The following is a 24,715-nucleotide window of genomic DNA, read 5'->3' on the forward strand; positions in this document are numbered from 1 at the left end:
ATGACGACACTGATCATTGCCGCCGCTCAATCGATCTCCATCGCCGGTGATCTTGCCGCCAACATGGCTTGGCATCAGCGCTTCATGCAGGTTGCTGCGGAGCAGGGCGTGCAATTGCTGATGTTTCCAGAACTGTCGCTGACCGGGTACGAACGCGGCCTGGCGGCGGATCTGGCCATAGCGCCAGACGCCGGGGTGCTGCAACCGCTGCGCGACTTCGCGCGGGAGGTCGGTGTGACCAGTGTCGTTGGGGTGCCGATTCGTCTGTCGGACGATTCGCCGGTATTGATCGGTGCTCTGGTATTGGGTGCCGATGGTTCGCTTGGTGTTTACAGCAAGCAGCATCTACACCCGGGCGAGGAGATGGCGTTTGCCCCGGGAGCGGGCGGTTCGACATTAAAGATCGGTAGCGACACCGTCGCACTAGCGATATGCGCCGATTTTTCTCACGCCAGTCACGCGGCAGCCGCGGCACGGCAGGGCGCTGATCTTTATGCAGCGGGCGTGTTGATCACAGAAAACGGCTACGCTCCAGATACTGCACTGTTGCAAGGCTATGCTAGCACTCACTCGATGGCGGTTCTGATGGCCAACCACGGTGGTGCAACGGGTGGCTGGGAATCGGCGGGGCGCAGTGCAATCTGGGCGGAGGACGGGACGTTGATTGTGGCGGCGCCGGGTACGGGGAACCATCTAGTCGTTGCTCGCCGCAATGCTGACGGCTGGGAAGGGCAAATCGTCGCTGTGGCGGAGGCTTGAATGGGTTTCGAATTGCGTCCGGCAACGTCCCGGGATCTGGACTTTGCTCGTAGCCTGACTTGTCGAAATATGCTTCGCTACTACATTCAACATGAGCTGTTGTGGCTGGACGAGGCCTTTGATGTCGCCTGGCAGGGCCGCGAAAACTGGCTGATTGTGCGTGATGACACGTTGATGGGGTATGTCAGTCTGAGCCGTGACGCTAATGCCTTGTATATCCGCGAATTGCATTTATTAGCAGCGTACCAGGGGCTGGGCGCCGGTTCCTGGGCGATCGATCAGGTATTCGCCATGGCGTGCAAGGAGCGACGCCCGGCATTGCGTTTGACCGTTTTTGAAAATAATCCGGCAAAAATACTTTACGAGAGAAAGGGCCTGAAGGTGGTCGGCAAGGACCAGTGTTTCCTGAGAATGCAACGTGATATCAATGGACTGCATCGCTGAAACACACAGGTGGCAAGCCTTGCCAGATGAATTGATACTTTTTATATGCGGCTTGCCGCTAGGTCTGCCAGTTGCTTTTTGCTAAGGTGTCCGACAACCCAATAAGACCAAATCGCGAGGTGTCTGCTTGATTAGGGTGCTAGTAGTCGATGACCATGATCTCGTTCGTACAGGCATTACACGAATGCTGGCTGACATCGATGGCCTGCAAGTAGTCGGCCAGGCTGAGTCAGGGGAGGAATCCCTGCTTAAAGCGCGTGAGTTGAAACCTGATGTGGTGCTGATGGACGTCAAGATGCCCGGGATCGGCGGTCTTGAAGCCACGCGCAAATTATTGCGCAGTCATCCGGACATCAAAGTCGTCGCGGTCACCGTGTGCGAAGAAGATCCGTTTCCTACCCGGCTGTTACAGGCGGGTGCCGCGGGTTACCTGACCAAGGGGGCCGGATTGCCGGAAATGGTCCAGGCCATTCGCCTGGTGTTTGCCGGGCAACGCTACATTAGCCCGCAGATTGCCCAGCAACTGGCGATCAAGTCGTTCCAGCCAACCAATGATTCGCCCTTCGACGCCTTGTCGGAGCGGGAAATCCAGATTGCGTTGATGATTGTCGGCTGTCAGAAGGTGCAGATCATTTCCGACAAACTGTGCCTGTCGCCAAAAACAGTGAATACCTACCGTTACCGTATTTTCGAGAAGCTTTCGATCAGCAGCGATGTCGAGTTGACGCTGCTGGCGGTTCGTCACGGCATGGTTGATGCCAGCCTCTGAAAATGACTGAAATCTTCGATCCAAGTGCTTTTCTGTCGACGGTCAGTGGGCGGCCGGGCGTCTATCGCATGTTCGACAGCGATGCGCGGCTGCTTTATGTCGGCAAAGCCAAAAATCTCAAGAAGCGTTTGGCGAGCTACTTCCGCAAAGCCGGTCTTGCCCCTAAGACCGCCGCGCTGGTGGGCCGTATCGCCCAGGTCGAAACCACCATCACGGCCAACGAAACCGAGGCCTTGCTGCTTGAGCAGACGCTGATCAAGGAATGGCGTCCGCCGTACAACATCCTGCTGCGCGACGACAAATCCTACCCTTACGTCTTTCTCTCGGATGGCCAGTTCCCACGCTTGAGCATTCATCGAGGGGCGAAAAAGGCCAAAGGCAAATATTTCGGCCCTTATCCCAGCGCAGGGGCGATTCGCGAAAGCCTGAGTCTGTTGCAAAAGGCTTTTTTTGTTCGTCAGTGTGAAGACAGTTTTTACAAGAACCGCGCGCGACCTTGTCTGCAATACCAGATCAAACGCTGCAAGGCGCCGTGCGTGGGGCTGGTGGAACCCGAGGTGTATGCCGAAGATGTACGCCACTCGGTGATGTTTCTTGAAGGGCGCAGCAACGCCCTGGCGGACGAGTTGTCTGCGGCCATGGAGGAGGCGGCGGTCAACCTCGAGTTTGAGCGCGCCGCCGAGCTGCGTGACCAGATCTCATTGCTGCGTCGGGTCCAGGACCAGCAGAGCATGGAAGGCGGGACGGGCGATGTCGATGTGATTGCGGCATTCGTCAATCCAGGTGGCGCCTGCGTACACTTGATCAGCGTGCGCGGTGGCCGGGTGTTGGGGAGCAAGAACTTCTTTCCGCAGGTGGGTATTGAGGAAGACGTTTCCGAAGTCATGGCAGCGTTTCTTGGCCAATACTTCATCAGCAGTCCCGAGCGCGACTTGCCGAGCGAGTTGATCGTCAACGTGGTTCACGAAGACTTTCCGACTCTGATCGCAGCCATCGAAGAGCTGCGCGGTCGTGAATTGACCATCAGCCATCGAGTACGCGGCACACGAGCGCGCTGGCAGCAATTGGCGGTCACCAATGCCGAGCAAGCGCTGGGCGCACGTCTGGCTAACCGACAACACGTTGCGGCACGTTTCGATGCCTTGGCCGAAGTGCTGAAACTGGACGAACCGCCGCAACGTCTCGAGTGCTACGACATCAGCCATTCCAGCGGCGAGGCCACGGTGGCCTCCTGTGTAGTGTTTGGCCCGGAAGGCCCGATCAAATCCGACTACCGCCGCTATAACATTGAAGGCGTCACCCCGGGCGATGACTATGCCGCGATGCACCAGGCCCTGACCCGACGCTTCAGCAAATTGAAGGACGGCGAGGGCAAGTTACCGGATATCTTGCTGGTCGACGGCGGTAAAGGTCAGCTGTCCATGGCCCGTGACGTGCTTAACGAACTGGCTGTGCCAGACCTGATTCTCTTGGGTGTGGCCAAAGGCGCGACGCGCAAGGCCGGTTTCGAAACCCTGTACCTCAACGACGCGGCCCATGAATTCACCTTGCGCGGCGATTCCCCCGCGCTGCATTTGATCCAGCAGATCCGCGACGAAGCTCACCGATTCGCCATTACCGGGCACCGCGCACGTCGTGGAAAAACTCGCCGCACGTCTACGCTTGAGGGCGTTGCCGGCGTCGGACCGACACGTCGACGCGATTTGTTGAAACATTTTGGTGGATTGCAGGAGCTGTCTCGTGCCAGCATCGAAGAAATTGCCAAAGCACCCGGAATCAGCAAAAAGCTCGCAGAGTTGATTTATGCAAATCTGCACAGCGAGTAGAATGCCCAACTCACCTCGTAGCCAGTTGTGCCGATGAATATCCCTAATCTGATTACCGTTCTACGCGTCCTGCTCATCCCGATCTTCATTTTGCTGTTTTACTTGCCTTACCACTGGAGCTATTTGGCGTCCGCCTCGGTCTTCGCATTTGCCGCCGCGACCGACTGGCTCGACGGATATCTGGCCCGTCGTCTGGAACAAAGCACACCGTTCGGGGCCTTCCTCGATCCTGTTGCGGACAAGCTGATGGTCGCCGTTGCGCTGGTTCTGCTGGTGCAAGAGCATGGCAACCTGTGGCTCACGCTGCCGGCCGCCGTTATCATCGGTCGCGAAATTGTCGTCTCGGCACTGCGCGAGTGGATGGCCGAACTCGGTGCCCGCGCCCATGTAGCGGTGTCAAACCTGGGCAAATGGAAAACCGCCGCGCAAATGCTGGCGCTGGTGATCCTGCTGGCCAACCCTTCGGACTTCACTTTCTGGGTCCTGATGGGTTACGCCTTGCTGCTGGTGTCTGCTGGCCTGACGTTGTGGTCCATGGTCCAATACTTGCGGGCTGCCTGGCCGCATCTGAAGACGGACGTAGAAAAGAAATAAACTTTTTTGAATCAAGGGGTTGACGGGGGATGTGGATTCTATAGAATGCGCATCACCAAGACGCGGGAATAGCTCAGTTGGTAGAGCACGACCTTGCCAAGGTCGGGGTCGCGAGTTCGAGTCTCGTTTCCCGCTCCAAATATTGCGCTACAGAGTTCCAGTGAATTCTGTAAGCGATTGAAATCAGGGCCTTTAGGCCCTTTTTTCGTTCCAGCGGGCACCACTGAAATCCAGCACTATCCGGTGCGTTTAAGTCCAGAATTGAGTCCAGGATTCTGACAAGCACTGAATCGGTTAAATGCTGGAGCAGATTGTGTAGCGAGATGAGCATCTGGCCCTGACTCTGTTCAGGAGCTCGCGATGGCACTCTCAGAAATGACAGTTCGGCATGCCCGAATCACTGGTAACGACTACACCCTCGGTGACAGTGATGGTCTCACACTCAATGTGACGGCCAGAGGCGGAAAAGTCTGGCTCTTCCGCTACTACTGGGCAGGCAAGCAGAAGCGCATGTCCCTCGGTAGTTACCCCCAAATTGGGCTTAAAGAAGCCCGTACCCGTCGTGATGAAGCCCGTACCTTGGTTGCCCAGGGCATCAACCCCTACGAGCATCGTAAACAACAGCGACTTGCTGTTCATGCTGCGAAGGAGCACACCTTCGAGGCGGTGTTCAATCAGTGGGTGGAGTTCCGAAGGCTAAGCCTGAAGGAAGGGCGCCAGAGCACGCTCTCGCAGATCTTGAGAATCTTCAATAAAGACGTCCTGCCCGTACTGGGTGGGAGGTCCATTTATGATATCAATCGTCACGATCTGCTGGATTTACTGAGCAGGATCGAGCAGCGCAAGGCCTTAACGACAGCCGAAAAATGCCGGACCTGGTTCAACCAATTGTTCCGCTATGCGCTGGTGAAAATCGAGGGGCTGGAACATAACCCGGCTTCAGACCTTGATGTGGTCGCACTCCCCAAGCCGCCTGTTACGCACAATCCATTTCTCCGAATGGACGAGCTTCCGGCATTGATGGCTGCTCTTCGAAACTACGGTGGCGCCAATCAAACTCGGCTTGGCCTTCGGTTGTTGTTGCTGACCGGTGTCCGGACGGGCGAATTGCGGTTGGCAACACCCGACCAGTTCGATCTGGAGAAGCGCTTGTGGGTCATACCGGCGGAACTGGTGAAACAACTCCAGCTAGCGATGCGCAAGCCAGGTAAGCAGATTCAAAATGTACCGCCCTACATTGTCCCGCTATCGGTTCAGGCGCTGGAGATTGTGCGTCACTTGCTGGACCAGGTTGTTCCCGCGCAGCGCTACTTGTTTGCGCATCGAAGCAACCTGAGCAAACGCATCAGCGAGAACACGCTGAATGGCGCGTTGCGTCGGATGGGGTACGCCGATCAACTCACCGGGCATGGGATGAGGGCGACGATCTCGACGGCGTTGAACGAGATCGGATACCCGAAGGTTTGGGTGGATGCTCAGCTTTCTCATGCCGATCCGGACAAGGTGAGTGCGGCCTACAATCACGCGGAATACGTGGAGCAGCGCCGGACCATGATGCAGGATTGGGCGAACCGTCTGGATCTTTGGGGGCAAGGCCAGCTGAAAGCGGCTAGCTCTCCGCTTACTATTCGTTTAGAAGGTGCAGCTTCGTTACCTTCGTTGGAAAGCGCGAACGCAAACGCCGTTCTGTACAGCGGGGGTTTCCCAGCGACGACGGTTCCAGCCTCCAAAATGTCCGTCAGCAACGAACCGGTCCTTAACGCGGCTCAGTATTCACCTGTCCTACCTGCTCCAGCGCAGACTGAACAGCTGCGCGAACCCCAAGTATCAGACATACAACGTCAGCGCGCCGAGATGCTCGCCACCTATGAAGCTTCGAGTAATCTGCCGCTGCTTGTCTTCGCCAAGTTGGCAGGCAAATCCCGAGATCAGATCAACCGCGATATCAAGGCTCGGCGCCTGCTGTCCCTTAGCCTGGGGAATCGAGGTCAGCGCCTTCCCGATTGGCAGCTTGATCCACTGCGGCACAAGTTGGTACTTGCTGCGTTAGCGCGATTTCCGGATGTCGATGCTTGGAGACTTTATCGTACGGTCTGTGAGCCTCATGAGCGATTGAAGGGGCGTTCGCCAATCGATGTGCTCACACTGGAGAATTTCGACGTGACTGCACGAATAGTTTGCAGCGCCCTGGGCCCAAGCTGAGGTGCTGTCTTCGAGCGGTGACAACGGATAGGACTGTGCTTGTATATAGCAACGCAGTCAAAACCAGAACCGGCCATGAGCGTTCGGACGCTGTCACTTAGCAGGACGCTTGCGGCCTTCCCGACCGGAAGGTCGCTGCCGTACAAAAAAGCCCCATGACTCCCGTGGAGTGTGCGCCAGTTATGCATAACGGTGTACTGTGACTGCTGGCTAGTCGTAGAGGTGTTTTCATGTATCAGGTGCTTGGTATTCAAAAGTGTCTTGGTTACTTCGCTCTATTGTGTTTCATCGTTTTCGGGGGGCTGAGCTTCTGGCGCCTGCCTGAAGTGTTCAGTGGCTTTTCAGCTTTTTGGTCAGTAGCCAAGGTGGCGGTAGGCGTTTCAACGATTGTCCTGCTTGGCGTGGGTCAGACACCTATGTTCCCCTGGATCTGCAAGCTGCCCTTTCTTCGGAATTTTTTCCCACCTATTGATGGAGACTGGCTGGTAACCATCCGGTCGAACTGGAACGTGGTCAGGCAGCTATCGGGCCAACCAACTGGCGACGCGCTTTTTGAAAAGCAAGGCAAGGTCACCATTACATCCCGCTTGTTCGGCATACGGATGAAGTTTCAGTCTGATGATAAATACTCAAAGTCGAGCACCACGATTGTGGGGGTACGGCGCGATCCAGAGCACGGAACCATTGAACTCAACTATTCATACCTTAACGTCACCCGAAATCCGGAAGTAACGGATAGCGGCTGCCATCTCGGTTCGGCGCGATTGGAGGTTCATGACGGTGATGGTGGGGTAACTCTTGATGGGGAGTATTGGACGAATCGGAACTGGAACAAGGGCTTAAACACAGCGGGTATGATTTTCTTTGAGCGATTGAAGTAATTCACTTGCTGCCTCGGCCATTCGCTGGCTAGCTCAGGTTGGGCCGATCATAAAATGTGGTATCCCTCCCTTCCTGCCACTATTTGAGCCAATTTCCAAGAAGAAGCGAGTTCTGCTGGAGCTTCCTTCTAAGCAGGGCAGATTCTATTCGCGAAGTGTGGGGAGATTCCCGGGCGCCTTTGATACATCGCCTGAAGCTTCCTGGCTAGGGTGTTGTCGCCACCGCAGTGGGTCCAGGGTCCCTGCCACTGCTAGTCCAGCTGTTGAGTAGCGATAGCACAATATGTAGTGTCTTCTATCTGTATTCGTCCATGTATTGCACAATATGTAGGTGTCTGTCAGTATTGGATCCAGCTTGTGTCCGCTTCGCTACAGTTGCGCGCTATTTGGCTACGAATCTATTGCCGATTTGTGGCAGCACGGAAGAGGTTGGTTGTTGGGGAGGGTTCCCACCGCGAGGGTTAGCATGAAGACAGGCACGGTGCTCACTAGCCATCGACTGGAGATGTTTCATGCCCAACCTGAGCCCCTTGCTTTACACCACCAAAGACCTTCCCAATGGCGACGGAGCGGTCGCTGATCACCCGACGTATCTGAAGTCTTTGGATCTCACGACCGACGAGAAGCAGAAGATAGACGCGGCGCGGAAGGACATTCGCCAAGCCCTACGTGATGGCCTACCCCAAGCTCTGCGGGACCAAGGTTACGAAGGTGACACATGTGAACCGAAGTTCTATATCCAAGGTTCCTGGGCGTACAAAACGCTGAATCGCCCGTGCCAGACTCCGCCGCAACAGTCTGACGTTGACGACGGGGTTTATTTACCGCTGAGCATCATGAAGGAGGAGGAGAAGCCTCACCTAGCGATTGATGATTTCTTCGATGCGGTGCACGAGGTGTTGAAGCCATTGTGCAATGACAACGGTTGGTCGCTGGAGCGTAAACCCAACTGTATGCGGGTGGTGATTTCGACTTACGCACATATCGACCTGCCGCTCTATGCGATTCCTGATGTGCAGTACATGCTCTTGAAAGCCGGTATGGAAGCGCGTGGCATTCCAGTCATGGACGGTATCAATGCCGCCGCCACCACACAGAGCTGGAAGAAGCTCCCGTCTGACAAGATTTTGCTCGCGTGTGACCGTGGCTGGATCAAGTCCGACCCTCTGGCAATGAAAGAGTGGTTCGAATTGGAGGTCCAGGACAAGGGAGAACAGTTGCGTCGGGTGATTCGTTACATCAAGGGATTTCGTGATCAACATTGGGATGAGAAAGGACCTAGTTCGATTCTGCTGATGGCGGCCGCCTGCCCACTCTTCGAATTTGAGAATAAGCGTGATGACGAGGCGCTGCTTAACGTAGTGAAGGGTATCCCAAAGGCCCTGCGAGACGGTGTTTTGAGCCCGATTGACTCTGAAGTTTACCTTACTGCCGGGCTGTCTCAGGATGAACTCCAAGACACGGTGAAGAAGTTTGAAATGTTCGAGAGTTACCTTGGGGCTGCGATCAACGCAAGCTCCGAGGCAAAGGTGTCAGCTTGTGGCTGGATGCGAGATATGTTGGGTGATCGCTTTCCGAACCGGCCGGATCTGATTGATGACAAGCCAGTAGCCGCGCTACCCGCCGCGATGGCGGCTGTCGAACCGGAGCCAGGCGAGCTGGAAATACTGGAGCGTTCGAAGTCGGGTTGATGGCCAATGGTAATCCCTCTGCTTCTTCAATCCATTAAACCTTTGGGATTTCGACGCAAGGAATCCCAAAGCATTTCGGGCTACCTGGCAGTGGAGGGCTCGCTAGAAACGCGGTTTGGTTTGGTGCTGTGCGACGTATTAATTGATCGTGAGTTTCGTTCATTCCCGACGATCATTCTCCGACAACCGTTTCCAGAGCTCCTGCTTCCCTTTGCGCCGCATGTTGGGCCGGATGGCATTCTTTGCTATGTGGCGGAGGGGACAGTCGTGTTCGACATATACAGGCCGATCAGCCAAACGATCGCTGCCCTGAAGCGTGCGGCAGTCGTTCTTGACCAGATCATGGCCAAGGAGCGGGTGGATGATCTGGAGGAGGAGTTCTTCGCGTTCTGGCGTGGTGACTACTGCTACACCGATATCGAGAGGCCTGAATCTGGCGAGGTTTCTGCATTGAGCCTGGGTAAAAGGGAGGGGCTCGTTTTCACCGATGATCTGGCACGCGCGGAGTCAAAATTTGCTCACCGAGCAGGTCGCGTCGAAGTGTTCCTTGGCCTTACAGCGAAAATTACGACGAAGGTTCCTCCTCGGCCTTTAATTGGTGCCTGGCCGCCAAAGACTGTCGGTGAGCTTCTAGACTGGCAGTCGAAACTGGATCCTCCATGTCGCCGAAAGATCCTGGCTCGAATCGTCAAGACCTACCGTGCTGGAAAGCAAGGCGTCGTCGTTGTGATTGACGCGCCTACGATGCAGTACGGGTTCCTCGTGACGGACCTTCAGAAGTACAAACGCACATCCAAGGTGGATCAGGGCACTCCGATCTTTGAAGCGCCTATTGAGTTGATGCAGGTGGTCAGGATGGACGATCGATATATTGTAGGACGCAACATTCCCGGCCAGACAACTCTTGCAGGCAAGAGGATAGCGATGGTTGGCTGCGGAACTATTGGTGGCTACCTTGCGGACTTGCTGGTTAAGGCAGGTGCCGGCACGGGCGGAGGTGAGTTGCAACTGATCGACAATCAGAAGCTTGCTCCTGGGAATATTGGACGTCACCGACTCGGCGCCAATCGGTTAGAACTGAACAAGGCACAAGGTTTAATCGCAGAACTGAAGATCGGTATGCCCTCAGCAAATCTCATAGCGCTTCCCGAGGACGCCTTTTCGGTCAACCTTACAGGATTTGACCTGATCATTGATGCGACCGGTGAGCAGGGGCTCGGGAACTGGCTAGCTGGTCAACAAGCGAATGGTAGTCTGTCGAATGGCGAGTGGCAGACTCCGCTCCTTCATGTCTGGATTGAAGGTGCTGGTGAGGCAGTACGGGCGCTTCTCAAGCAGCATCGGTCTGAGGGATGTTACCGCTGCTTATGCGATTACGAAATCGAGCAGCGATTTCTTTCAGTAGTCGGTGGTGTGCGTCCGGTCCTCGCTGGAGGAGGCTGTGAGGGACAGTACGTGGCTTACCCTGCATCGGTGTCTGTTCAGGCAGCAGCATTAGGTCTGGATGCTGCTTTGGCTTGGGTAGGAGCAACGTTGTGGGGCTCCTTATCCACTCGAGTCATCAGCCGTACGCGTGATCCTGCTACAGGGGATGTCACTATCTTACCCCGACCCGGATGTCCCGCATGCGGTTCATAAACACGTGGACAGATCCGCTCAGTGAAGGGGTTGTGTATTTCGCTCCGCAGGTGATCGAAGTATTCGAGCGATACATCCAAGGCGAGAATGACGCAGAGGCGGGCGGCATCCTTCTTGGTCATGTTCGTGGTATCCATCTGGAGATATTAGAGGCCACGATACCCATGCCAAAGGATCGTCGGCTGAAGTACTTTTTCGAGCGCTTGCTTGATGGTCATCAAGGTATCGCCGAACGCCGGTGGCGAGATAGCAACGGGCTGGTAAGGTATGTCGGGGAGTGGCACACGCACCCTGAAGACCATCCGACGCCATCTGGCTTAGATCTCAGCGAGTGGCGGAAGCTTGCGGCTGTTCGGCGAGATGGGAGGCCCATGTTGGCGGCGATTGTTGGGCGGCAGGACTTACGTGTGGAGTACATGCAGTCGGATGGAGTGAGGCACCGTTTGTACCCCTTCAATGGTCAGTAACTGTGTACCTGAGGCGACCCGATCGTCTGATGAGTCCATGTTTGTAGTGGTGCTGCATACTCGAGAGGCAGTGTACTCGTGGAATATCCACGTCTGTGGGTAGTGCAGCTTACATCTCTGCTTACCTCATGTCGCGTCGGCTACCCGCGATACAGGCATTGACGCGCTCGAAATCGGCTTGAAGTGAGTTTCGTCCGCATAGTGACCAGTATAAGGTTTGGGATCAGCAAGGCACCTTGGCGGGACGCTTAATTCTTCCAAGAAGCACATTCACAGGAACCACGGAGAATTGTTTGTCCTTGTGTTTGTCGTAGAGTCTCAGGTTTCCGTTTGAGTAGCTCCACACACATAGATTGACCTAGGGTACGTAATGCTGCCGAGCAGTGAGTATCATGCAGATCGCCTAAGTAGGTGATTATTTCGTAAGGCCATACTGATCTGGTCGCGCTGGCGTTGCCACTGAAGCTCAGCATTCAGTCAGTGAGATAGCTCTCTTCCATGTCAGGATGCGCCTCAAATTTTTCCGTTCCAAGGTAGATCAGGCCTACTTCCTTCGGAAGCGCATCCAGTCTCTCGATCGTTTTGTTAAGTCGAGCGCACTGCTCGGGATTGACATAAAAACGATGATTGTTTAGCCAGTTACGATGGTCGTGGTAGTTGTCTAGCGTCGCTGCTTCCAATCCCGCAACATGGTCTTCGATTAGCTTACGGCTGACCAATCGTCTGATCTGCGGAATGATGTCGGTAGTACGATCATCTGACACAACAATTGCAAGCCTTCGATTAGTCTGCGCCAGTACATAGCGCACGCCTGAGTTGTATCGTGAGCCCCTTGAGGGAGTACATTGTTCTGTGGCCTCACCATCGAGAATAATTCCGATAGCGTGGCAGACCCCCGAGGGATCGAGCAAAATCGTTCCATCAATGCCGCTGAAACTCCTGAGAAGCGCTTCAGTAAGGCGGGTGGGCACGATACTGGTCCCTTGTTTGCTGAGACGGTGTGCTTCGCTGGCAGCGTCTTCCCCGACGACGATCATGCTGCCGCGCTCTTGACTAATCTGCGCGATCAGTAAATTCCACAAGTGCTGTGCATCTTCTGGCGATGACAAAGGAAAGAGTCGAGCATAATTTGCGAGGAAGGCCGCCTTGTCGAAAGGCTCCTGAGGAAGTGTTGGGACCGCATAGTGACTGCGAAGTAGTACTTGGTCTCTGTAGCGCAGCTCCCATAGATAGTGATCGATGAACGCAACCGTAAATGCATCTTGTGCGCTGTAGTCATGCGAACCCTTCAATTGCCCAAGTCCATAGATGTGGCGGCTGTCCGCGATAATTCCAACCCCTAGCGTAGCCATCTGCAAAACTTTTCGAACCCATCGAGGCTCACGAAAAGAAACTGGTGCAGAGAATTGAGCGAGGAACTCGACGCTTTCGTTGTTGGGGTCGACGAGGATGAGATGACCGACACCTTTTGCACCTTCGTACATGAGGGAGGAAATGAGGTTCAAGGAATCGAAGAGATCGGTATGAAAATACCGCCGCTCGATCGAAAGTCCCGGCGTATGCAGAAAGTCCTTTGCTGCCATACGCACGACTTCCTCGGCATCTCTCATGCTGCGATGAGTAAAACGCCCGGGATCTGGGTTGTGTAACTCTTCAGTTGCTTCCCGAAGAACTGCGTACACTGCCGCGTGTATCAAGCTGCGAAATCCATATCCCTGCTGCCGATTTTCAATCGGCTTGTTAGGCAGCGGGGGGAACTGCTTGAAGGTTGCATTGGGAATCTGCACGATCGGAGTGACGTAGTAATCACCGATGCGCCTAACCTCACCGCAGAACGATGTCACGTCATGCGCGGAATCGAAGGCCTTGAGTGCTTCGCCAACCGATGTGCGTACGGAGTCGCGACGGATCCATTCCGGCTTGTCGCGCATGCTCGGCTCGTCGCTGTAAAAGATGGTCTGCAGATTGTGATCGCGATAAGTCGACTCGACCGAATCGAGCAAGCCATCAAATAGAGTAAGCGGCCATTTCCCATCTTCGGGCTCGACACACACCGGGTTAGGGTTTTTGCTTTCAGGGCTACGAGCGCCGACGAGAAGCACTTCTGCCTCCGCCGGTGCGCCCAGCTCCTTCAAAACATTTCGAGCCAGCGAGCGAATGTGAATTCTGTAGCTAACTTGATATCCCCACATGAAAAGGTAGATGACTTGCCCTGCCATTAGAACTTCTCCAGTTTGTTGATTGCGCTGACCTTTCTACAGATGATTGGCGAAGCACCTCACCACACATTCCACAGCTTGATAGCGGCGTTGATAATCGCCCTCCCATGAGGTAGGCCTACGAGTTCGCAGTAGGTCGTATTGCTCATTGGTACACACCAACTCGCTCTTGGCCGCCTCCTGCTGAATCCAGTCATTACGTAACGGAAGAGTCGGCATGACTGTGACCAAACTGCTCGCTCGGCTCGTTGTAGAGCAGGACTTCCAAGTAGTGCGACGGGGCAACACCAGATAGCAAGTTCATTCTCCTAGTGCTTCCATGATTGCATCCAGTTTCTACCGACCTAATCTGATCTGAATCTCTGATGCCCGGGCCCCTTGCTGTCCGATTTTCAACACTTTGCAGACCGGGAATACGCCATTTTGCTCCAAAGTGGAGTTGGTTTTTCCCTACGGAGGTCGACTCAGTCCAGTGGGGATGCTATGGGAATCTGATGTCTTTCGATTTTCAGAAAAGGATTGCCGACAGGCACAGGCCCGGCTTCGAACAATAGTGCTGGTTTTTCTAGCAAATAGCCTTTGAGTTTTGCTTTCTTCCGGGGACCTTCCACCTGACAGACCCAGATATTTAAACCGTCGTCACGCTTTTTGTGGATCTTTAGTTTCTCAAACTGCTTCTGTACCCAGCGCCATTCCTCAACCTCCTGATCTGAACCCTGCGAAACGCCTGGAAACTCCTGCGCATAGCGTTGGAAGAGACCAGGCGTCACCAGAAATACGCTGCCACCCACCGTGTGGATTTTGGCCTTGCTGTCATTGATGATCAGCTTATGGCTCAGAATGCCTTCCTTGACCCAATTCAGGAATGTCTGGCCTGGATTATCCGATTGAAGCGTTGAAGCTTGGACAGCGCTTTCTGACAGTGTGTCACTGGCCTCAGGCTCATCCCGCTCGAACATGTCCAGCAGCGTGCCAAGGTAATCGGCATCCTCTACCGTCAAGGTATCCGGCTGCGATTGACTTTGACCTGATTTTGCACTGGCTGTCTCGGGCGTTAGCGTTAGTATCGGGGAGTCAGCTGAGTGTTCATGAGCCGCAATGCTCACCGTTCCACTGAAAGCCTCGGGCCGGTCTTCGTTCCCCCAAATCAGTGCCGGTTGAAGGCGCAGAAAGGTGAAACTCTGCTGCCAATTTCCCTGTGCCACAAGCGCGGTCCAGATGGCTTTTCCTTCCGGAGTGGACTCAACCAATCCATGCGATTGCAGCTCGTCGAACACCGCGAGGTTGGAAGAGGGAATGCCCTCAATCGATTGCGACAGCAGATAGGCTCGCAGCTTGTCCGTAACCGTCTTGCTGACCAGCCAGAGTGCGTCTTGAGTCAGCCATCCGGCGGCACCTGGCTGGTTGAGTTTCAGCTCGTGCTGAACCAGATGACGCAATCCACTGATCAAGTGATGTTGCAGCGAATGAGTCGGCGCTTGTAGCGCCTTACTTGGATTGCCACCGATGTTCTGCGCGGTGGAAACGCGGTCGGCCTGAATCACCAATTCGCCCAGCACGCCGGCACGTTCGTACTGACCCGCCAGGACATACAGCAGATTGGCCCACAGTGGCGGAAATCCACTGAGCCAATCGAGGATTGGCCGGTCGAGAATCTGGTTGTAGAGCAAGCCTGCGGCCGCGCCGTGCAAGTGGTAGTCGCGCCCCTTGAGATAGCGGAAACGATACGGCTGATCCAGGGAACCCTGCCAAGGATGCCAGACGCGGCCATCCTGGCGTTCGACCAGCAGGTCCACGGCGATCTTACCGATGTCATGGAGCAATGCTCCATAGGCAATGCCAGCTGACCAGGCATCGGTCTGGGCGGCTTGGTCTTCAGGTGCGGCGCCGGTGGGAAGCAGATACGACTGACGCAATTTCAAACTACAAGCGACCAGCTCCAACCCATGGTCGAGCATGCCGCCAAGATAAGCATGGTGGTGCGTCTCGCTAGCTGGAAGCTGCTGGACCAGCTCGGCGTAGCGATGGATCGGATTTAAATAGAGCTGGCTGAATTGCGGATGGGAGAGGGCGGTGTACTGCCAAATGCGATCAAGCAACTGGCGGCGATGCTCGGCTGCTAACAAGCCCTGGGACGATTCGATGGACAGGTACCCATCTGCGACGTTTCCGGTGGGTGGCGGAGGAGGCTTTTGCCTTTTTTGCCGAAACAGACTGAGCATCATGGTCCTCCCGGGAACTGGCAAGTCAGTGACCTTTTAGCCTTTTCGGATAGGGCTCTTACCCTTGACTCCCCCATTCCCTTCCAACCCTTACCCGTCCTTTTGCCGTGTGTCCCTTTGTGCGGCAATCGGAATATTGATTTGTCCTGGTGCCGTTTTATTGGATGTGCATGCTGGTACGAAAAAGGAAAGTGTCGGTACACTGCGGTGCGAATTTTATTGGGTCTTGTCATGAATCTCACTGACGCCACGCTCGTGCTGCTGCTCGCGGCACGTATCCATGGGACAGACGAAGCTGTTAGGGCCTCGGCGAAGAGCGTGGTCAAGAAGCTGCCGCGCAGCAAACGCGATCTGATCTACAAGGTGATCGACAGCCGAAGTCCACTCGAGCTGGTGGATTACCTGGCTGAGAATCTGGATACGTAACGGTGTACTGCGGTTACGGGATTACCTCATGTTCTTTGCGTCAGAGCTCCGCAGTGTGGGGATTTTTCTGGGCATAGAAAAAGGGTCCAACTCGTGTTGGACCCTGTGAAGCGATTGCAGCAGTGAGGTAACGATCAAGCTCCATCGTTCATGCATCGCGAATTATCCATTACCGTCTGCTTCTGTTGCTGCTCCAGGTCGAGCACATACTCCGAGGCGCATCGGGCCTGGCCACTGGCGCGGAAAATCGCGCGGTTGTCAGACTTGAGCAGGCCGAGCCAGGAGTCGATATAGCCCTCGTGCCGAAGCTCTCCCTGTATACCGGCGTAGGCACATAAAAAAGCGGCACCCATTTCGGCGATCAGCTCTTCAAATGCATAATCTGGCGAGCCGAATGGGCAAGGTGAGGTCACGCCTTCGCGCTGCAACCGAGAGTGGTGTCCGGTCCAGTGCGTCAGCTCGTGAAGTGCGGTGGCGTAGTATCCACCTTGATCGTGGAATTGCGATTTTGTCGGCAGTTGGATGAGATCCCTGATCGGGTGGTAAAAGGCTTCGTCGGCAAATCGATGAATGATATTTGCGCCCGAACTTAGCAACAAACTTTCCGCAGCAGCGTTGGGGAAGACGGGATCGCTCGGTTCCGTCTCGAGCACGGTTTCGTTAAGCGTTTCGAGCCCTTCCGTTTGCTCGATGTTGAACAGAAAATGCGTCCTGAGAATGCCAAAGTGAGCGACTTTTGGCTGACCGTTTTCATCGAGTACGGGTTGGCCTGCTTCGGTTTGTTCCTCGCGCTCCATCGGTTTGTAGAGCGCTGCCAAAGTGCTGTGCTCACCCTTACGGATGTGCCCGCCGGCTTTTTTGGCTTGATTGAAGGTCAGCCAGCGATCTTGAGTGAACCCCTGCAACCTGGCCTCGGCCCAAAGCAACGGTAAATTGATGCCCGAATAGGGACGCTGCGTGATGGCGTTGATGGGATAGGGCTGGTGATGAGCGAAGTCAGTTGAGCCATTTGAGGACCAGGGTTTGATCCAGGGCGCTACGCCTTGGTCTAACGCGGTAACGATCTTGTCTGTCACGTCTTGGTAGATATTGCGCATGGCATTTCCCTCGAAAAACCGCAGGAACGCCTTGCCCGTCGGGGAGGGTTCCCCGGTGGGTGTTGATTGGATTGATGCAGGACTGCGTATAGCCTGAGTTGGATCAGTGGCCGGGTATGGCCGTTTGCGTTTAGCGTTGCTGCTCTTCCGCAAGCGCTATCAGTAAGGCGTTAGGTTGGTCTGATGCCTGAAGCAGGCTGAGGCTCAGTCGCAGCAGTGGTTCATGTTCTGCATCACTCACTGAGCCGAACTTGGCTACCTCGAACACCACGTAGGGTGTGTTTGGATCGGCCAGGTGAGCTTTGAAGGCTGCGCGTACGACGTTGCTCAGCCTATCGAGCTGCAGCTTTTCAGGATGACTTGAACCATCGAGCAATACTGCGTGTTGCCACGCGTCTGGAGTGAACACAACGGGCAAGCGCAGAGTGTTCAGTGCTTTGCTTGTGAGTGAGTCGGACATGGTGTGCCTCCGTTGATAGCGCGAAGAAACCTGTCCCATAGGGGAAAGAATTTCCCCGCAGTGGGTTGAAGAAAAACAAGAGGGTTTGGGACGAGCCGAGCTCGAAAGAAGCTCGGGAGAGCAGTAGGCGTTCATCACCCGTGAAACGTGATCGTGCGAGCCACCGAACGCTAATCGCACTTGGGGGGAACCATCACCGGAGTGACGTAGCTTTGAAGGCTCTGGCTACCTGGGAAGGTGCTGTCGATAACAGCGATCCGTACCCTCTATGTAGCTGGATGATATGGATGGGTCAACGGCCATAGAGGCGCTGGTGCACGAGTTGCGTCTTCTGTCTTCCAGTGAAGAGTTTTTTGACCGAGCAAGCTGATAAACGGTTAAGCATGGGCGATTTTCAGTAGTAGGCTGTAGTCTCAATTTCCACAGGAACACGCTCAGAAGAGGGCCCAATCATGCCGGCTCAGCAGCCAGTTCAAATCTCCCGCGCACACCGCTGGGCATATGCATGCGGTATGTCGGTAAAACGTGTTTATCGTAGGTTGAAAGGATTTGAATCTCGTATGGCTAAACGTGCGGTGGCGACAGGTATGCCTCTGGGTGGGCTATTGGTTCGTGGGAGCTTTCTGGTTACGAAGCTGGCACTCATCCTTGGGTTGCTCTTTATCGGTTTCTGGTTGGTAGCTTCTGTCGTAACGATGATCGCTGTGATTGGTCTCCTGTTGTCCAAGGCTGCCATTGATGGGGATCTTAAAGAGGCGGAAACAGGCCCAGACTATCTCGGTGCCGACCTCTACATCGGTGACTTCGACGACAACGGGCACTACATCGGCGATAGCAAGTCATCTAACTGAGCGCTTAGCAGCCCCGATTATTTGATCTGTACCTTTGCTTGCTGAATCACTTGCGGCTTTGCTGCCATTGGCCAACATGCCTTGAATCCCATTTCCTACTGCATATCCCGTCCAGCTCATGGCTCCAAGGAACAACATCGGCAGTACGATGAACATCGCCCCCATCACATACTCAATCACCTGCGCCGTGACGGTTCCGTCCATAAAGCCGGATGTGGGCAGCGACAACAGCACCTGATTGGACGCCGACACTTGGTTGTACAAGGTATCGAGCATGCTGGAGTCGACCCAACGGGCCAACTCCCACCAGAAGGTCAGCATGTGCAGCGTGAACAGCGCGAACGTCACCGTCATGACGGTCTTTAGCTGGTAGGTACTGACCAGAAGGATCAGTGGCAGGCTGATGATGACGCCCATGATCAGGAAAGCCTGCACCATCGGCAGGGCCGCGCGTAGTGCATTCATTGCCGGGAAGTTGCTGAACGAGCCAAGGGCCAGCCCAGTGTTGGTGGCCAGGTTATTGAGCCCCTGATTGATCGACCCACCGCGAGCACGGGAGCCATAGTCCTGGTACACCTGTCCGGGCGACATGGACATCGATTGTTGGCGTGGGCTGACCAGTTCGCGCAGGGTGGCATCCTCGATCTCGTTGCTTGAGCGGCCAGTCAACCAGCCTTTCAGCTGGGTCAGCAGCGAAGGATCGACTTGCTCGATCAAGCGCGCTCGCAACCCGATACCGCTATCACTCCACCACTGTTTGCAAGTGGGGTAGCCTGCGCCATTCTCCAGCCGTGGCAATGAAACATCGCGGGTTTCATCATAGGGCCAGCTGACACGCGGTGTCCGTGAGCGATCGGTGTCGTAGTAGCCCGGAGTGTCGAGAAAATAGCTTGAGCCGACCCAGGACGCATCATGACTTTGTGCCTTGTCCAACTGCGGGCGATTGGTGAACAGCCGAGAGCGGGAATAGCCGTAGCAGTCGCGAGTAAAATCGGCGACTTCCTGTAGCAACACTTGGTTATCAATGCGAGAACTGTCGATCTCCATGCGCATCTGTCGGATGTCCGGTGCGCAGGGAATGGAGGCGGTGGCCGCTGCGGTCACTCCTTTACTCAAGGCGTGCACCAGAAACCACCAGATTGGCACGTTGGCAGAGCGTTCTCCGATGGTGTTGAAAGTGGTACCCCAGGCGGTTTCCGCTGGCTTGGCCACGCTGACACCGCAGCGTTGGCTCGCTGCATCGTCGAACGCCATTGAAGCGAGGTTTAGCGGAAAGACCGGCGCGCAGCCGAACAATACGACAATGTAGGCCAGCCAAAGCCGGTTCTCGATTCGAGGTACCGAGAGCAATCCTTTGTTGCCTTCATCCGCGCCTTGCTGACGGGCTGACAACCATTCTTGCAAGATGATTGCACCAAAGGGGGCGGCGAACAGGCCAGTATCGGACAGGACGTTCCAGATACCGTTGTTGATGATCCATGCCAGCAGGGAGAGGTAAAACTCCAGGTAGCTGTTGGTGCTCATGAGCATGGTGGTGACCTCACAATCGAGTGAGCTCGACGCAGGTAAAGAGCAAGAGCCCGAATGTCCCGGCGCGGTTCACGCGCAGTCGGTCCTGTGGTCGATGTCGGTAGCGCCTCAGCAGGTCGCACCAGAGTGCAAAGAGGACGCCGTAGAGCAGGGCGCGCCACAACCGCAGATAAGGCCGTATCGATTCCAAAGTTTGCTGCCAGACCTCGAAACTGCCCAGCGCAGTGCGGCCGATCCAGGCGACCAGTGCGGCGGTCAGGATCATCACTGCTGCAACCCAGAGACTTGAAAGCAAAGTGAATAGCAGTGAGCGTTTCATGGCTCACTTGCGCCTGGCGTCAGCGTCGTTGAGTCGGCCGGGTTCAGGGTCGCCTTGCTCGACGGTACGCGACGCATCAGCACCTCCGGCATGTCGATCGAGTGCAAGGCTGGCGGTATTGGTAGCCAACATTTGTCGGACCTGCAGCTCAGTCTGCAGTAGGCGTATTTCACGCTCCAGCGTGTCGATGTTTTTCGTCAAGGCCGTTTGGGCCGGTTCGGCGGAAGCGATGTTAGGTTCGTGGCTGCCTGCCAGCAGCGTGCGTAATAGCAGGAGCGCTTTGTCGAGTACGCTGGACAGGGCCGTCTCACTGGCCAGGCGCCGCGCCAGGAGCTCCTGATCAGGATCGTCGCGCAGGGCTTCGATCACACCACGGGTCACCGGCAGCATCGGGCTGGAGGCTTTGCCCAGATTGTCAGGGTTCGGCGGCAGAGATCCGGACAGCAATCCTTGCAGGGTCTTGAGATGTTCACCGTAGGCCTCCTGGATCAGCGGCGTCAGTCCGCTGCCAGCGGTAGCCCGCAGAGTTTCGCAGGTGTCGCAGGTTGCGACTTCGGTCTCGCCCAACACTCGAACAGCCCATTCGGATTCCTCTCGGGGTGAGGTCCATGCCTGGCAAATAGCGCCGTCCAGGCAATCACTGCTACTGATCGAGGCGCTGTCATCCACCGACCGGTTATGCAGCAGGTTGTAGCCCGCGCGCACCACATCGGAGGTTGCCCGGATGGGGGGTTGTCCGCTACCTCCAGCCTTCTGCCCGCCGACCCAAGACACTCCATTATTGCCGTTACGGGCCTCGGTTTTTTTGACCGCGGCCACCGCATCACCGCCGGTTTGTTCGAGGTTGCCCTGCATCTCCTGGTTCTTGGCCAATGCGCCCCAGCCGGCTTGACCGACCTTATCCGCCATCTTCTCGGCCATGGCCTGGCAGGTCAGCTTGGAACGGTCGAAGTCGATGCGCCCTTGCATCACCCCGTTACTCAACAGCTCATAAAGCCCGGGGTTAGCGCGCTGGATGATCAACGCCGGCAGCGACATCACCGCCTGGGTCGCGTTCTGCACAATGCTGCCCATGATCTGCTGGAAGCCTTCGGTGACGCCGTTTAGTTGGTTTTGCAGGGTGTTGGTGAGGCTCATGTTTCCGCACATCATGTTCGCTTGCCAGGATCCGCCGACACCGAGCCCGTTGGGACGATAGAGCGAGCTCGGCGAGCCCGTTGCCGAGCCACCACCGATGGTGTACATCACCCTGTCGTCGAGCACTTCGCCTTGAGTGCCTAGACGGTAATCGTCCTCGGCGGTGTGGGCATGCGTGGCCACGGCGAGCAGTCCGCAGAGCAACAAACTCCTCGGGCCCAACCATGGTCCTGCAAAAAGCCCACTCATGAAGCACCGCCTTCGAAGTCGATGCTAAACAGGAAGGTCTGTCCCTCACGCTTACAGCAGCTATAGGGGCGCCACAGCGACCAGGCGTAGCCGCCATCCGCGCTCTGCACCGAATTGCTGGGGAAAATGGCACATGTGGGTTGAACCTGAGGGTAGAGCAACTGCCATTTGTGAGTCGAAGCATCGTTTTCAATTATCGGGCCGGGAGGCCAGTAACCGTCGCGTGGCGCGGGTGTGAGCGGTAAGTACACATGCGGCTGCCAGTTGCGAGTAATGAAATCACCTGCCCGCTGCGCCATCACCGCAGCGGCTTTGAAGTCGTCGGGTTGTACCAGAAATCCTTGCCGGGGATAGACGTTGCCCCACATGTTGCCCGCGAGCTGACGACCGATCTCACGGACTCCCGGTAAGAGCGACTCGGGATAAAGGCTTTCAGGGATGCCATGACGCCAGGCCAGTGAGTCCAAAGTGCTCAAGTAGTAGGGCATGAACGCAGTGGCGCCGCTGGCGCAGGCGTAGCCGGATTGCGAGGCAAGTTGCGTGGTGGCCCAGCCACCGGGGTGGCCGATGCCATCAACATTTTTGAAACGAGGCAGGTTATCGCGTTGGGTGTTCGGCGTGATCAGGTTACCGCCACCTTCCGCACCGCTGATGGGAGAGGAGAGTGCGGCCATCTCGGTCCAAGGATTGGCACCGGTGGTGGCATAGCTCGAGACCACCAGTTCAGGAATGAAATGACGAACCTTGGTCGAGGTTTTAACCGTGCAGCCGAAGGGGGTACAGAGTAACCAGAAGCAGATGCCGACGACTTTGTACTCGAGGCAGTCTGGAGAAAGTACGGAGGCGGTAATGCTGCCGGTATCCAGCGCCACGCTTGACCCGGATGCCAGCAGAATGCTCAGCACCAAAGGATGTAACTTCTGGGGCGAAATATGCGGGCAGGCAGCAGACATGATCCAGGCTCTGGGTGTATGGCCTGGACAGGTTCAATGATCGAAAGAGGGGTGTCAGTGAGAAAGCCGAACGCAGGATAGTCGGTTTACAGCGACCTTCTAGATCAGCAGATAGTCATTCAGCGCTCAGCGTACGAGCAAGCGCGTCAGGCTCGATGAGCAACTGATCCGTTTTGATCTCGAAAATGTTGGCGAGTTTGCAGAGGACCAATAACGACGGATTTCCTACCCCCCGTTCGATTTGACTCACATAGGTACGATCCACCTCGGCCATGAGCGCCAATTGCTCCTGGGTAAGGTTCTTCACGCGCCGCATCGAGCGGATGTTTTCCGCCAGTTGCAGACGAAGCTGTTCGTAGTCTTGAGTCATGCGCGCAAACTGCGCCTTGAGGGACTCTCAATCCACGGGATATAGTCTACATTGGCTCTGATTCGGGCTTTTTTGATGCTTAAGCCGAGTGTCAATTTTGTTTCTATGCTGCTTAGAACAGACCGAGCATTAATAAATAATCGAAAGCTAAGGTGTCTATGGACGAAAATTACGTTTCAATTCCGGCGGCGGACGGCTGCCCGAGCCTTTTGACACCGTGGGGCAGCGAATTTGCGCCTATGATCGAACGTGGCGTGCAATGCGCCCAGGCCTGGCTTAATACACCCGGTGACGTACCGCTGTGGTGGGAACTGGCGCAGGCACGGAAGACTTGTCCGGCAGGAGAATCTCAGGATGCTTTCGAAGCAGGATTTTTATTGAGAATTCAGCAACGGCTTCAAGGCGTTTCACCGTAGCCGTGCGGCTCCAACCCTGACGATATGACCTACACGGGAAAATTTATTGGAAGGTATGGTTCCAGGCTCCATTCCTCTAGAATGGAGATCTGACAGAAATGGCGTTGGTCTGTGATAAACAGATTTACGTAGCTAGGATTCTGATAAGTGCAGATTCTGCACGCTCTGAGAACGTGGAGCGCGATATGAAAGCCGACCAAGTGTTGAGTGACGATCTGGTGAGCCGACTGGAGGGTAAAATCCCAGCCATGGCTGAAGGTGCGATCAATACGGCCTATATCAACGCGCTGGCGGCCGGACGCAGCGTGATGGAAGTCATGGACGGCAAGCTCGTTGAGACGACTGCCGACGGTAAGCACAAGGTTATTCGAGTGGCCAAGCCCAAGCATAAAGTGACCTTGGGCGGGATTATCAAGGTGCACCGCTGCTCATGACCGTCCCTCGGCTGAGGGTGTTTGCCGGCCCTAATGGTTCCGGTAAAAGCACAATGAAAAGTGCCGTCCCTTCCCACCTGATCGGGATCTACATCAACCCGGATGAAATCGAAAAGGCTGCCAAAGAGGGCGGACGCCTGGAGTTCAGCGATTTTCAACTGGAAGTCGAAGGTGACGAGGTTCTCGGCTTTATCAAGGCGCACCGACTGATTCGGTCGACCCAGCTCGTTGAAGAGGCAGCCAAAATAGGCTTCAGCAATAACGGCCTGAATTTCCAGTCCGTCGCGATGAACTCCTATTTTGCTTCCGTGCTCTCTGATTTCATGCGGCACAAGCTCCTTGAAGCCCAGTTGTCTTTCACCTTCGAAACGGTGATGTCTAGCGAGGACAAAGTCGCTTTTATGCTTAAGGCAAAAGCGTCGGGATATCGAACCTACCTCTACTTTGTCGCCACTGAAGATCCTGACATCAATATCAACAGGGTCAAGAACCGTGTCGCGGCAGGTGGGCACCCAGTCCCCACGGAAAAAATTGTGCAGCGCTACGGTCGTTGCCTGAACCTATTGCCAGCAGCCATCGCAGCCTCGAACCGGGCTTATATATTTGATAACTCCGGCGCTGATCTGGTGCTGCTCGCTGAAGTAACAGACGGGACTGACCTTGAATTCAGGGCTGATGAGCTCCCTGACTGGTTCATGCAAGCCTACGTGGAGAAGGTTTTCAAGGATTTGCTGCCGGGTTGATCGAAACCTAGGATCAGC

The 24,715-nt window shown here is 55.5% G+C and carries 24 protein-coding genes and 1 tRNA gene; 16 read left to right on the top strand and 9 right to left on the bottom strand.

Annotated features, from left to right (window positions below; all coding sequences use genetic code 11):
* The 11 genes from AB3226_RS26605 (at nucleotide 1) to AB3226_RS26655 (ending at nucleotide 11,271) form a co-directional block, all read left to right on the top strand.
* Nucleotides 1-759: a carbon-nitrogen hydrolase family protein gene (locus AB3226_RS26605; RefSeq protein WP_367375290.1), complete on the top strand. Its 759-nt coding sequence runs from the start codon at nucleotides 1-3 to the stop codon at nucleotides 757-759.
* The gene (locus AB3226_RS26610; RefSeq protein ID WP_367375291.1) at nucleotides 760-1,203 is read left to right on the top strand and encodes a GNAT family N-acetyltransferase; all 444 of its coding nucleotides are present in this window, start codon (nucleotides 760-762) and stop codon (nucleotides 1,201-1,203) included.
* Between the two features lie 127 nt (nucleotides 1,204-1,330).
* Nucleotides 1,331-1,972: a UvrY/SirA/GacA family response regulator transcription factor gene (gene uvrY, locus AB3226_RS26615; protein WP_008015884.1), complete on the top strand. Its 642-nt coding sequence runs from the start codon at nucleotides 1,331-1,333 to the stop codon at nucleotides 1,970-1,972.
* 2 nt (nucleotides 1,973-1,974) lie between these two features.
* Nucleotides 1,975-3,798: an excinuclease ABC subunit UvrC gene (gene uvrC, locus AB3226_RS26620; RefSeq protein ID WP_008066868.1), complete on the top strand. Its 1,824-nt coding sequence runs from the start codon at nucleotides 1,975-1,977 to the stop codon at nucleotides 3,796-3,798.
* A gap of 33 nt (nucleotides 3,799-3,831) precedes the next feature.
* Nucleotides 3,832-4,392 carry a CDP-diacylglycerol--glycerol-3-phosphate 3-phosphatidyltransferase gene (gene pgsA / locus AB3226_RS26625; RefSeq protein ID WP_052964322.1) on the top strand — a complete coding sequence of 187 codons (561 nt, stop codon included), beginning with the start codon at nucleotides 3,832-3,834 and terminating at the stop codon, nucleotides 4,390-4,392.
* 62 nt (nucleotides 4,393-4,454) lie between these two features.
* A tRNA-Gly gene (locus AB3226_RS26630) sits at nucleotides 4,455-4,530 on the top strand.
* Nucleotides 4,531-4,752: 222 nt separating this feature from the next.
* Nucleotides 4,753-6,594 (top strand): integrase arm-type DNA-binding domain-containing protein, encoded by a 1,842-nt coding sequence (locus AB3226_RS26635; RefSeq protein ID WP_315866015.1) that lies wholly within the window; start codon nucleotides 4,753-4,755, stop codon nucleotides 6,592-6,594.
* A gap of 230 nt (nucleotides 6,595-6,824) precedes the next feature.
* Complete coding sequence (locus AB3226_RS26640) at nucleotides 6,825-7,475, top strand: hypothetical protein (protein WP_315866014.1); 651 nt, start codon at nucleotides 6,825-6,827, stop codon at nucleotides 7,473-7,475.
* Between the two features lie 512 nt (nucleotides 7,476-7,987).
* Nucleotides 7,988-9,166, top strand: coding sequence for a CBASS cGAMP synthase (locus tag AB3226_RS26645; protein WP_315866013.1), 1,179 nt, complete (start codon nucleotides 7,988-7,990; stop codon nucleotides 9,164-9,166).
* A gap of 6 nt (nucleotides 9,167-9,172) precedes the next feature.
* Complete coding sequence (locus AB3226_RS26650) at nucleotides 9,173-10,804, top strand: ThiF family adenylyltransferase (protein ID WP_315866012.1); 1,632 nt, start codon at nucleotides 9,173-9,175, stop codon at nucleotides 10,802-10,804.
* Nucleotides 10,792-11,271: a Mov34/MPN/PAD-1 family protein gene (locus tag AB3226_RS26655; RefSeq protein WP_315866011.1), complete on the top strand. Its 480-nt coding sequence runs from the start codon at nucleotides 10,792-10,794 to the stop codon at nucleotides 11,269-11,271. Before AB3226_RS26650 ends, AB3226_RS26655 begins: the two co-directional genes overlap by 13 nt.
* Nucleotides 11,272-11,744: 473 nt before the next feature.
* Here the strand turns inward: AB3226_RS26655 and AB3226_RS26660 are convergent, their stop codons facing one another.
* Nucleotides 11,745-13,490: a hypothetical protein gene (locus AB3226_RS26660; protein ID WP_315866010.1), complete on the bottom strand. Its 1,746-nt coding sequence runs from the start codon at nucleotides 13,488-13,490 to the stop codon at nucleotides 11,745-11,747.
* A 464-nt stretch (nucleotides 13,491-13,954) separates the two neighbouring features.
* Nucleotides 13,955-15,712, bottom strand: a complete 1,758-nt coding sequence (gene mobH / locus AB3226_RS26665) for a MobH family relaxase (RefSeq protein ID WP_315866133.1) — start codon at nucleotides 15,710-15,712, stop codon at nucleotides 13,955-13,957.
* Nucleotides 15,713-15,943: 231 nt separating this feature from the next.
* On the opposite strand from mobH, the gene AB3226_RS26670 reads away from it, so the two are divergent.
* The gene (locus AB3226_RS26670; RefSeq protein ID WP_025214500.1) at nucleotides 15,944-16,138 is read left to right on the top strand and encodes a hypothetical protein; all 195 of its coding nucleotides are present in this window, start codon (nucleotides 15,944-15,946) and stop codon (nucleotides 16,136-16,138) included.
* A gap of 134 nt (nucleotides 16,139-16,272) precedes the next feature.
* Here the strand turns inward: AB3226_RS26670 and AB3226_RS26675 are convergent, their stop codons facing one another.
* Complete coding sequence (locus tag AB3226_RS26675; protein WP_315866009.1) at nucleotides 16,273-17,235, bottom strand: zincin-like metallopeptidase domain-containing protein; 963 nt, start codon at nucleotides 17,233-17,235, stop codon at nucleotides 16,273-16,275.
* Nucleotides 17,236-17,365: 130 nt separating this feature from the next.
* Nucleotides 17,366-17,695, bottom strand: coding sequence for a hypothetical protein (locus AB3226_RS26680; RefSeq protein WP_315866008.1), 330 nt, complete (start codon nucleotides 17,693-17,695; stop codon nucleotides 17,366-17,368).
* Between the two features lie 452 nt (nucleotides 17,696-18,147).
* On the opposite strand from AB3226_RS26680, the gene AB3226_RS26685 reads away from it, so the two are divergent.
* Nucleotides 18,148-18,546 carry a DUF3742 family protein gene (locus AB3226_RS26685; RefSeq protein ID WP_124324815.1) on the top strand — a complete coding sequence of 133 codons (399 nt, stop codon included), beginning with the start codon at nucleotides 18,148-18,150 and terminating at the stop codon, nucleotides 18,544-18,546.
* Here the strand turns inward: AB3226_RS26685 and AB3226_RS26690 are convergent.
* The 5 genes from AB3226_RS26690 to AB3226_RS26710 form a co-directional block, all read right to left on the bottom strand.
* On the bottom strand, nucleotides 18,535-20,076 hold the full coding sequence (locus tag AB3226_RS26690) for a conjugal transfer protein TraG N-terminal domain-containing protein (RefSeq protein ID WP_315866007.1): 1,542 nt from the start codon (nucleotides 20,074-20,076) through the stop codon (nucleotides 18,535-18,537). The two genes, AB3226_RS26685 and AB3226_RS26690, sit on opposite strands and share 12 nt — an antisense overlap.
* A 10-nt stretch (nucleotides 20,077-20,086) precedes the next feature.
* On the bottom strand, nucleotides 20,087-20,395 hold the full coding sequence (locus tag AB3226_RS26695) for a hypothetical protein (RefSeq protein WP_281111760.1): 309 nt from the start codon (nucleotides 20,393-20,395) through the stop codon (nucleotides 20,087-20,089).
* A gap of 3 nt (nucleotides 20,396-20,398) precedes the next feature.
* The gene (locus AB3226_RS26700; protein WP_315866006.1) at nucleotides 20,399-21,781 is read right to left on the bottom strand and encodes an integrating conjugative element protein; all 1,383 of its coding nucleotides are present in this window, start codon (nucleotides 21,779-21,781) and stop codon (nucleotides 20,399-20,401) included.
* Entirely contained in the window at nucleotides 21,778-22,734 is a 957-nt protein-coding gene (locus AB3226_RS26705; RefSeq protein WP_315866005.1) for a TIGR03756 family integrating conjugative element protein, read from the bottom strand. Before AB3226_RS26705 ends, AB3226_RS26700 begins: the two co-directional genes overlap by 4 nt.
* Before the next feature lie 115 nt (nucleotides 22,735-22,849).
* Complete coding sequence (locus tag AB3226_RS26710) at nucleotides 22,850-23,104, bottom strand: helix-turn-helix transcriptional regulator (protein ID WP_315866004.1); 255 nt, start codon at nucleotides 23,102-23,104, stop codon at nucleotides 22,850-22,852.
* A 158-nt stretch (nucleotides 23,105-23,262) separates the two neighbouring features.
* On the opposite strand from AB3226_RS26710, the gene AB3226_RS26715 reads away from it, so the two are divergent.
* From AB3226_RS26715 to AB3226_RS26725, 3 genes are all read left to right on the top strand, one after another.
* A complete protein-coding gene (locus AB3226_RS26715) occupies nucleotides 23,263-23,520 on the top strand; it encodes a LasR-specific antiactivator QslA (RefSeq protein WP_082339956.1) in 258 nt (85 codons plus the stop codon).
* A gap of 185 nt (nucleotides 23,521-23,705) precedes the next feature.
* The gene (locus AB3226_RS26720; RefSeq protein WP_017529804.1) at nucleotides 23,706-23,954 is read left to right on the top strand and encodes a hypothetical protein; all 249 of its coding nucleotides are present in this window, start codon (nucleotides 23,706-23,708) and stop codon (nucleotides 23,952-23,954) included.
* Complete coding sequence (locus tag AB3226_RS26725; protein WP_095973822.1) at nucleotides 23,951-24,697, top strand: zeta toxin family protein; 747 nt, start codon at nucleotides 23,951-23,953, stop codon at nucleotides 24,695-24,697. Before AB3226_RS26720 ends, AB3226_RS26725 begins: the two co-directional genes overlap by 4 nt.
* Nucleotides 24,698-24,715 lie beyond the last annotated feature (18 nt).

This window comes from Pseudomonas lini (assembly GCF_964063345.1).
Taxonomy (GTDB): domain Bacteria; phylum Pseudomonadota; class Gammaproteobacteria; order Pseudomonadales; family Pseudomonadaceae; genus Aquipseudomonas; species Aquipseudomonas lini_B.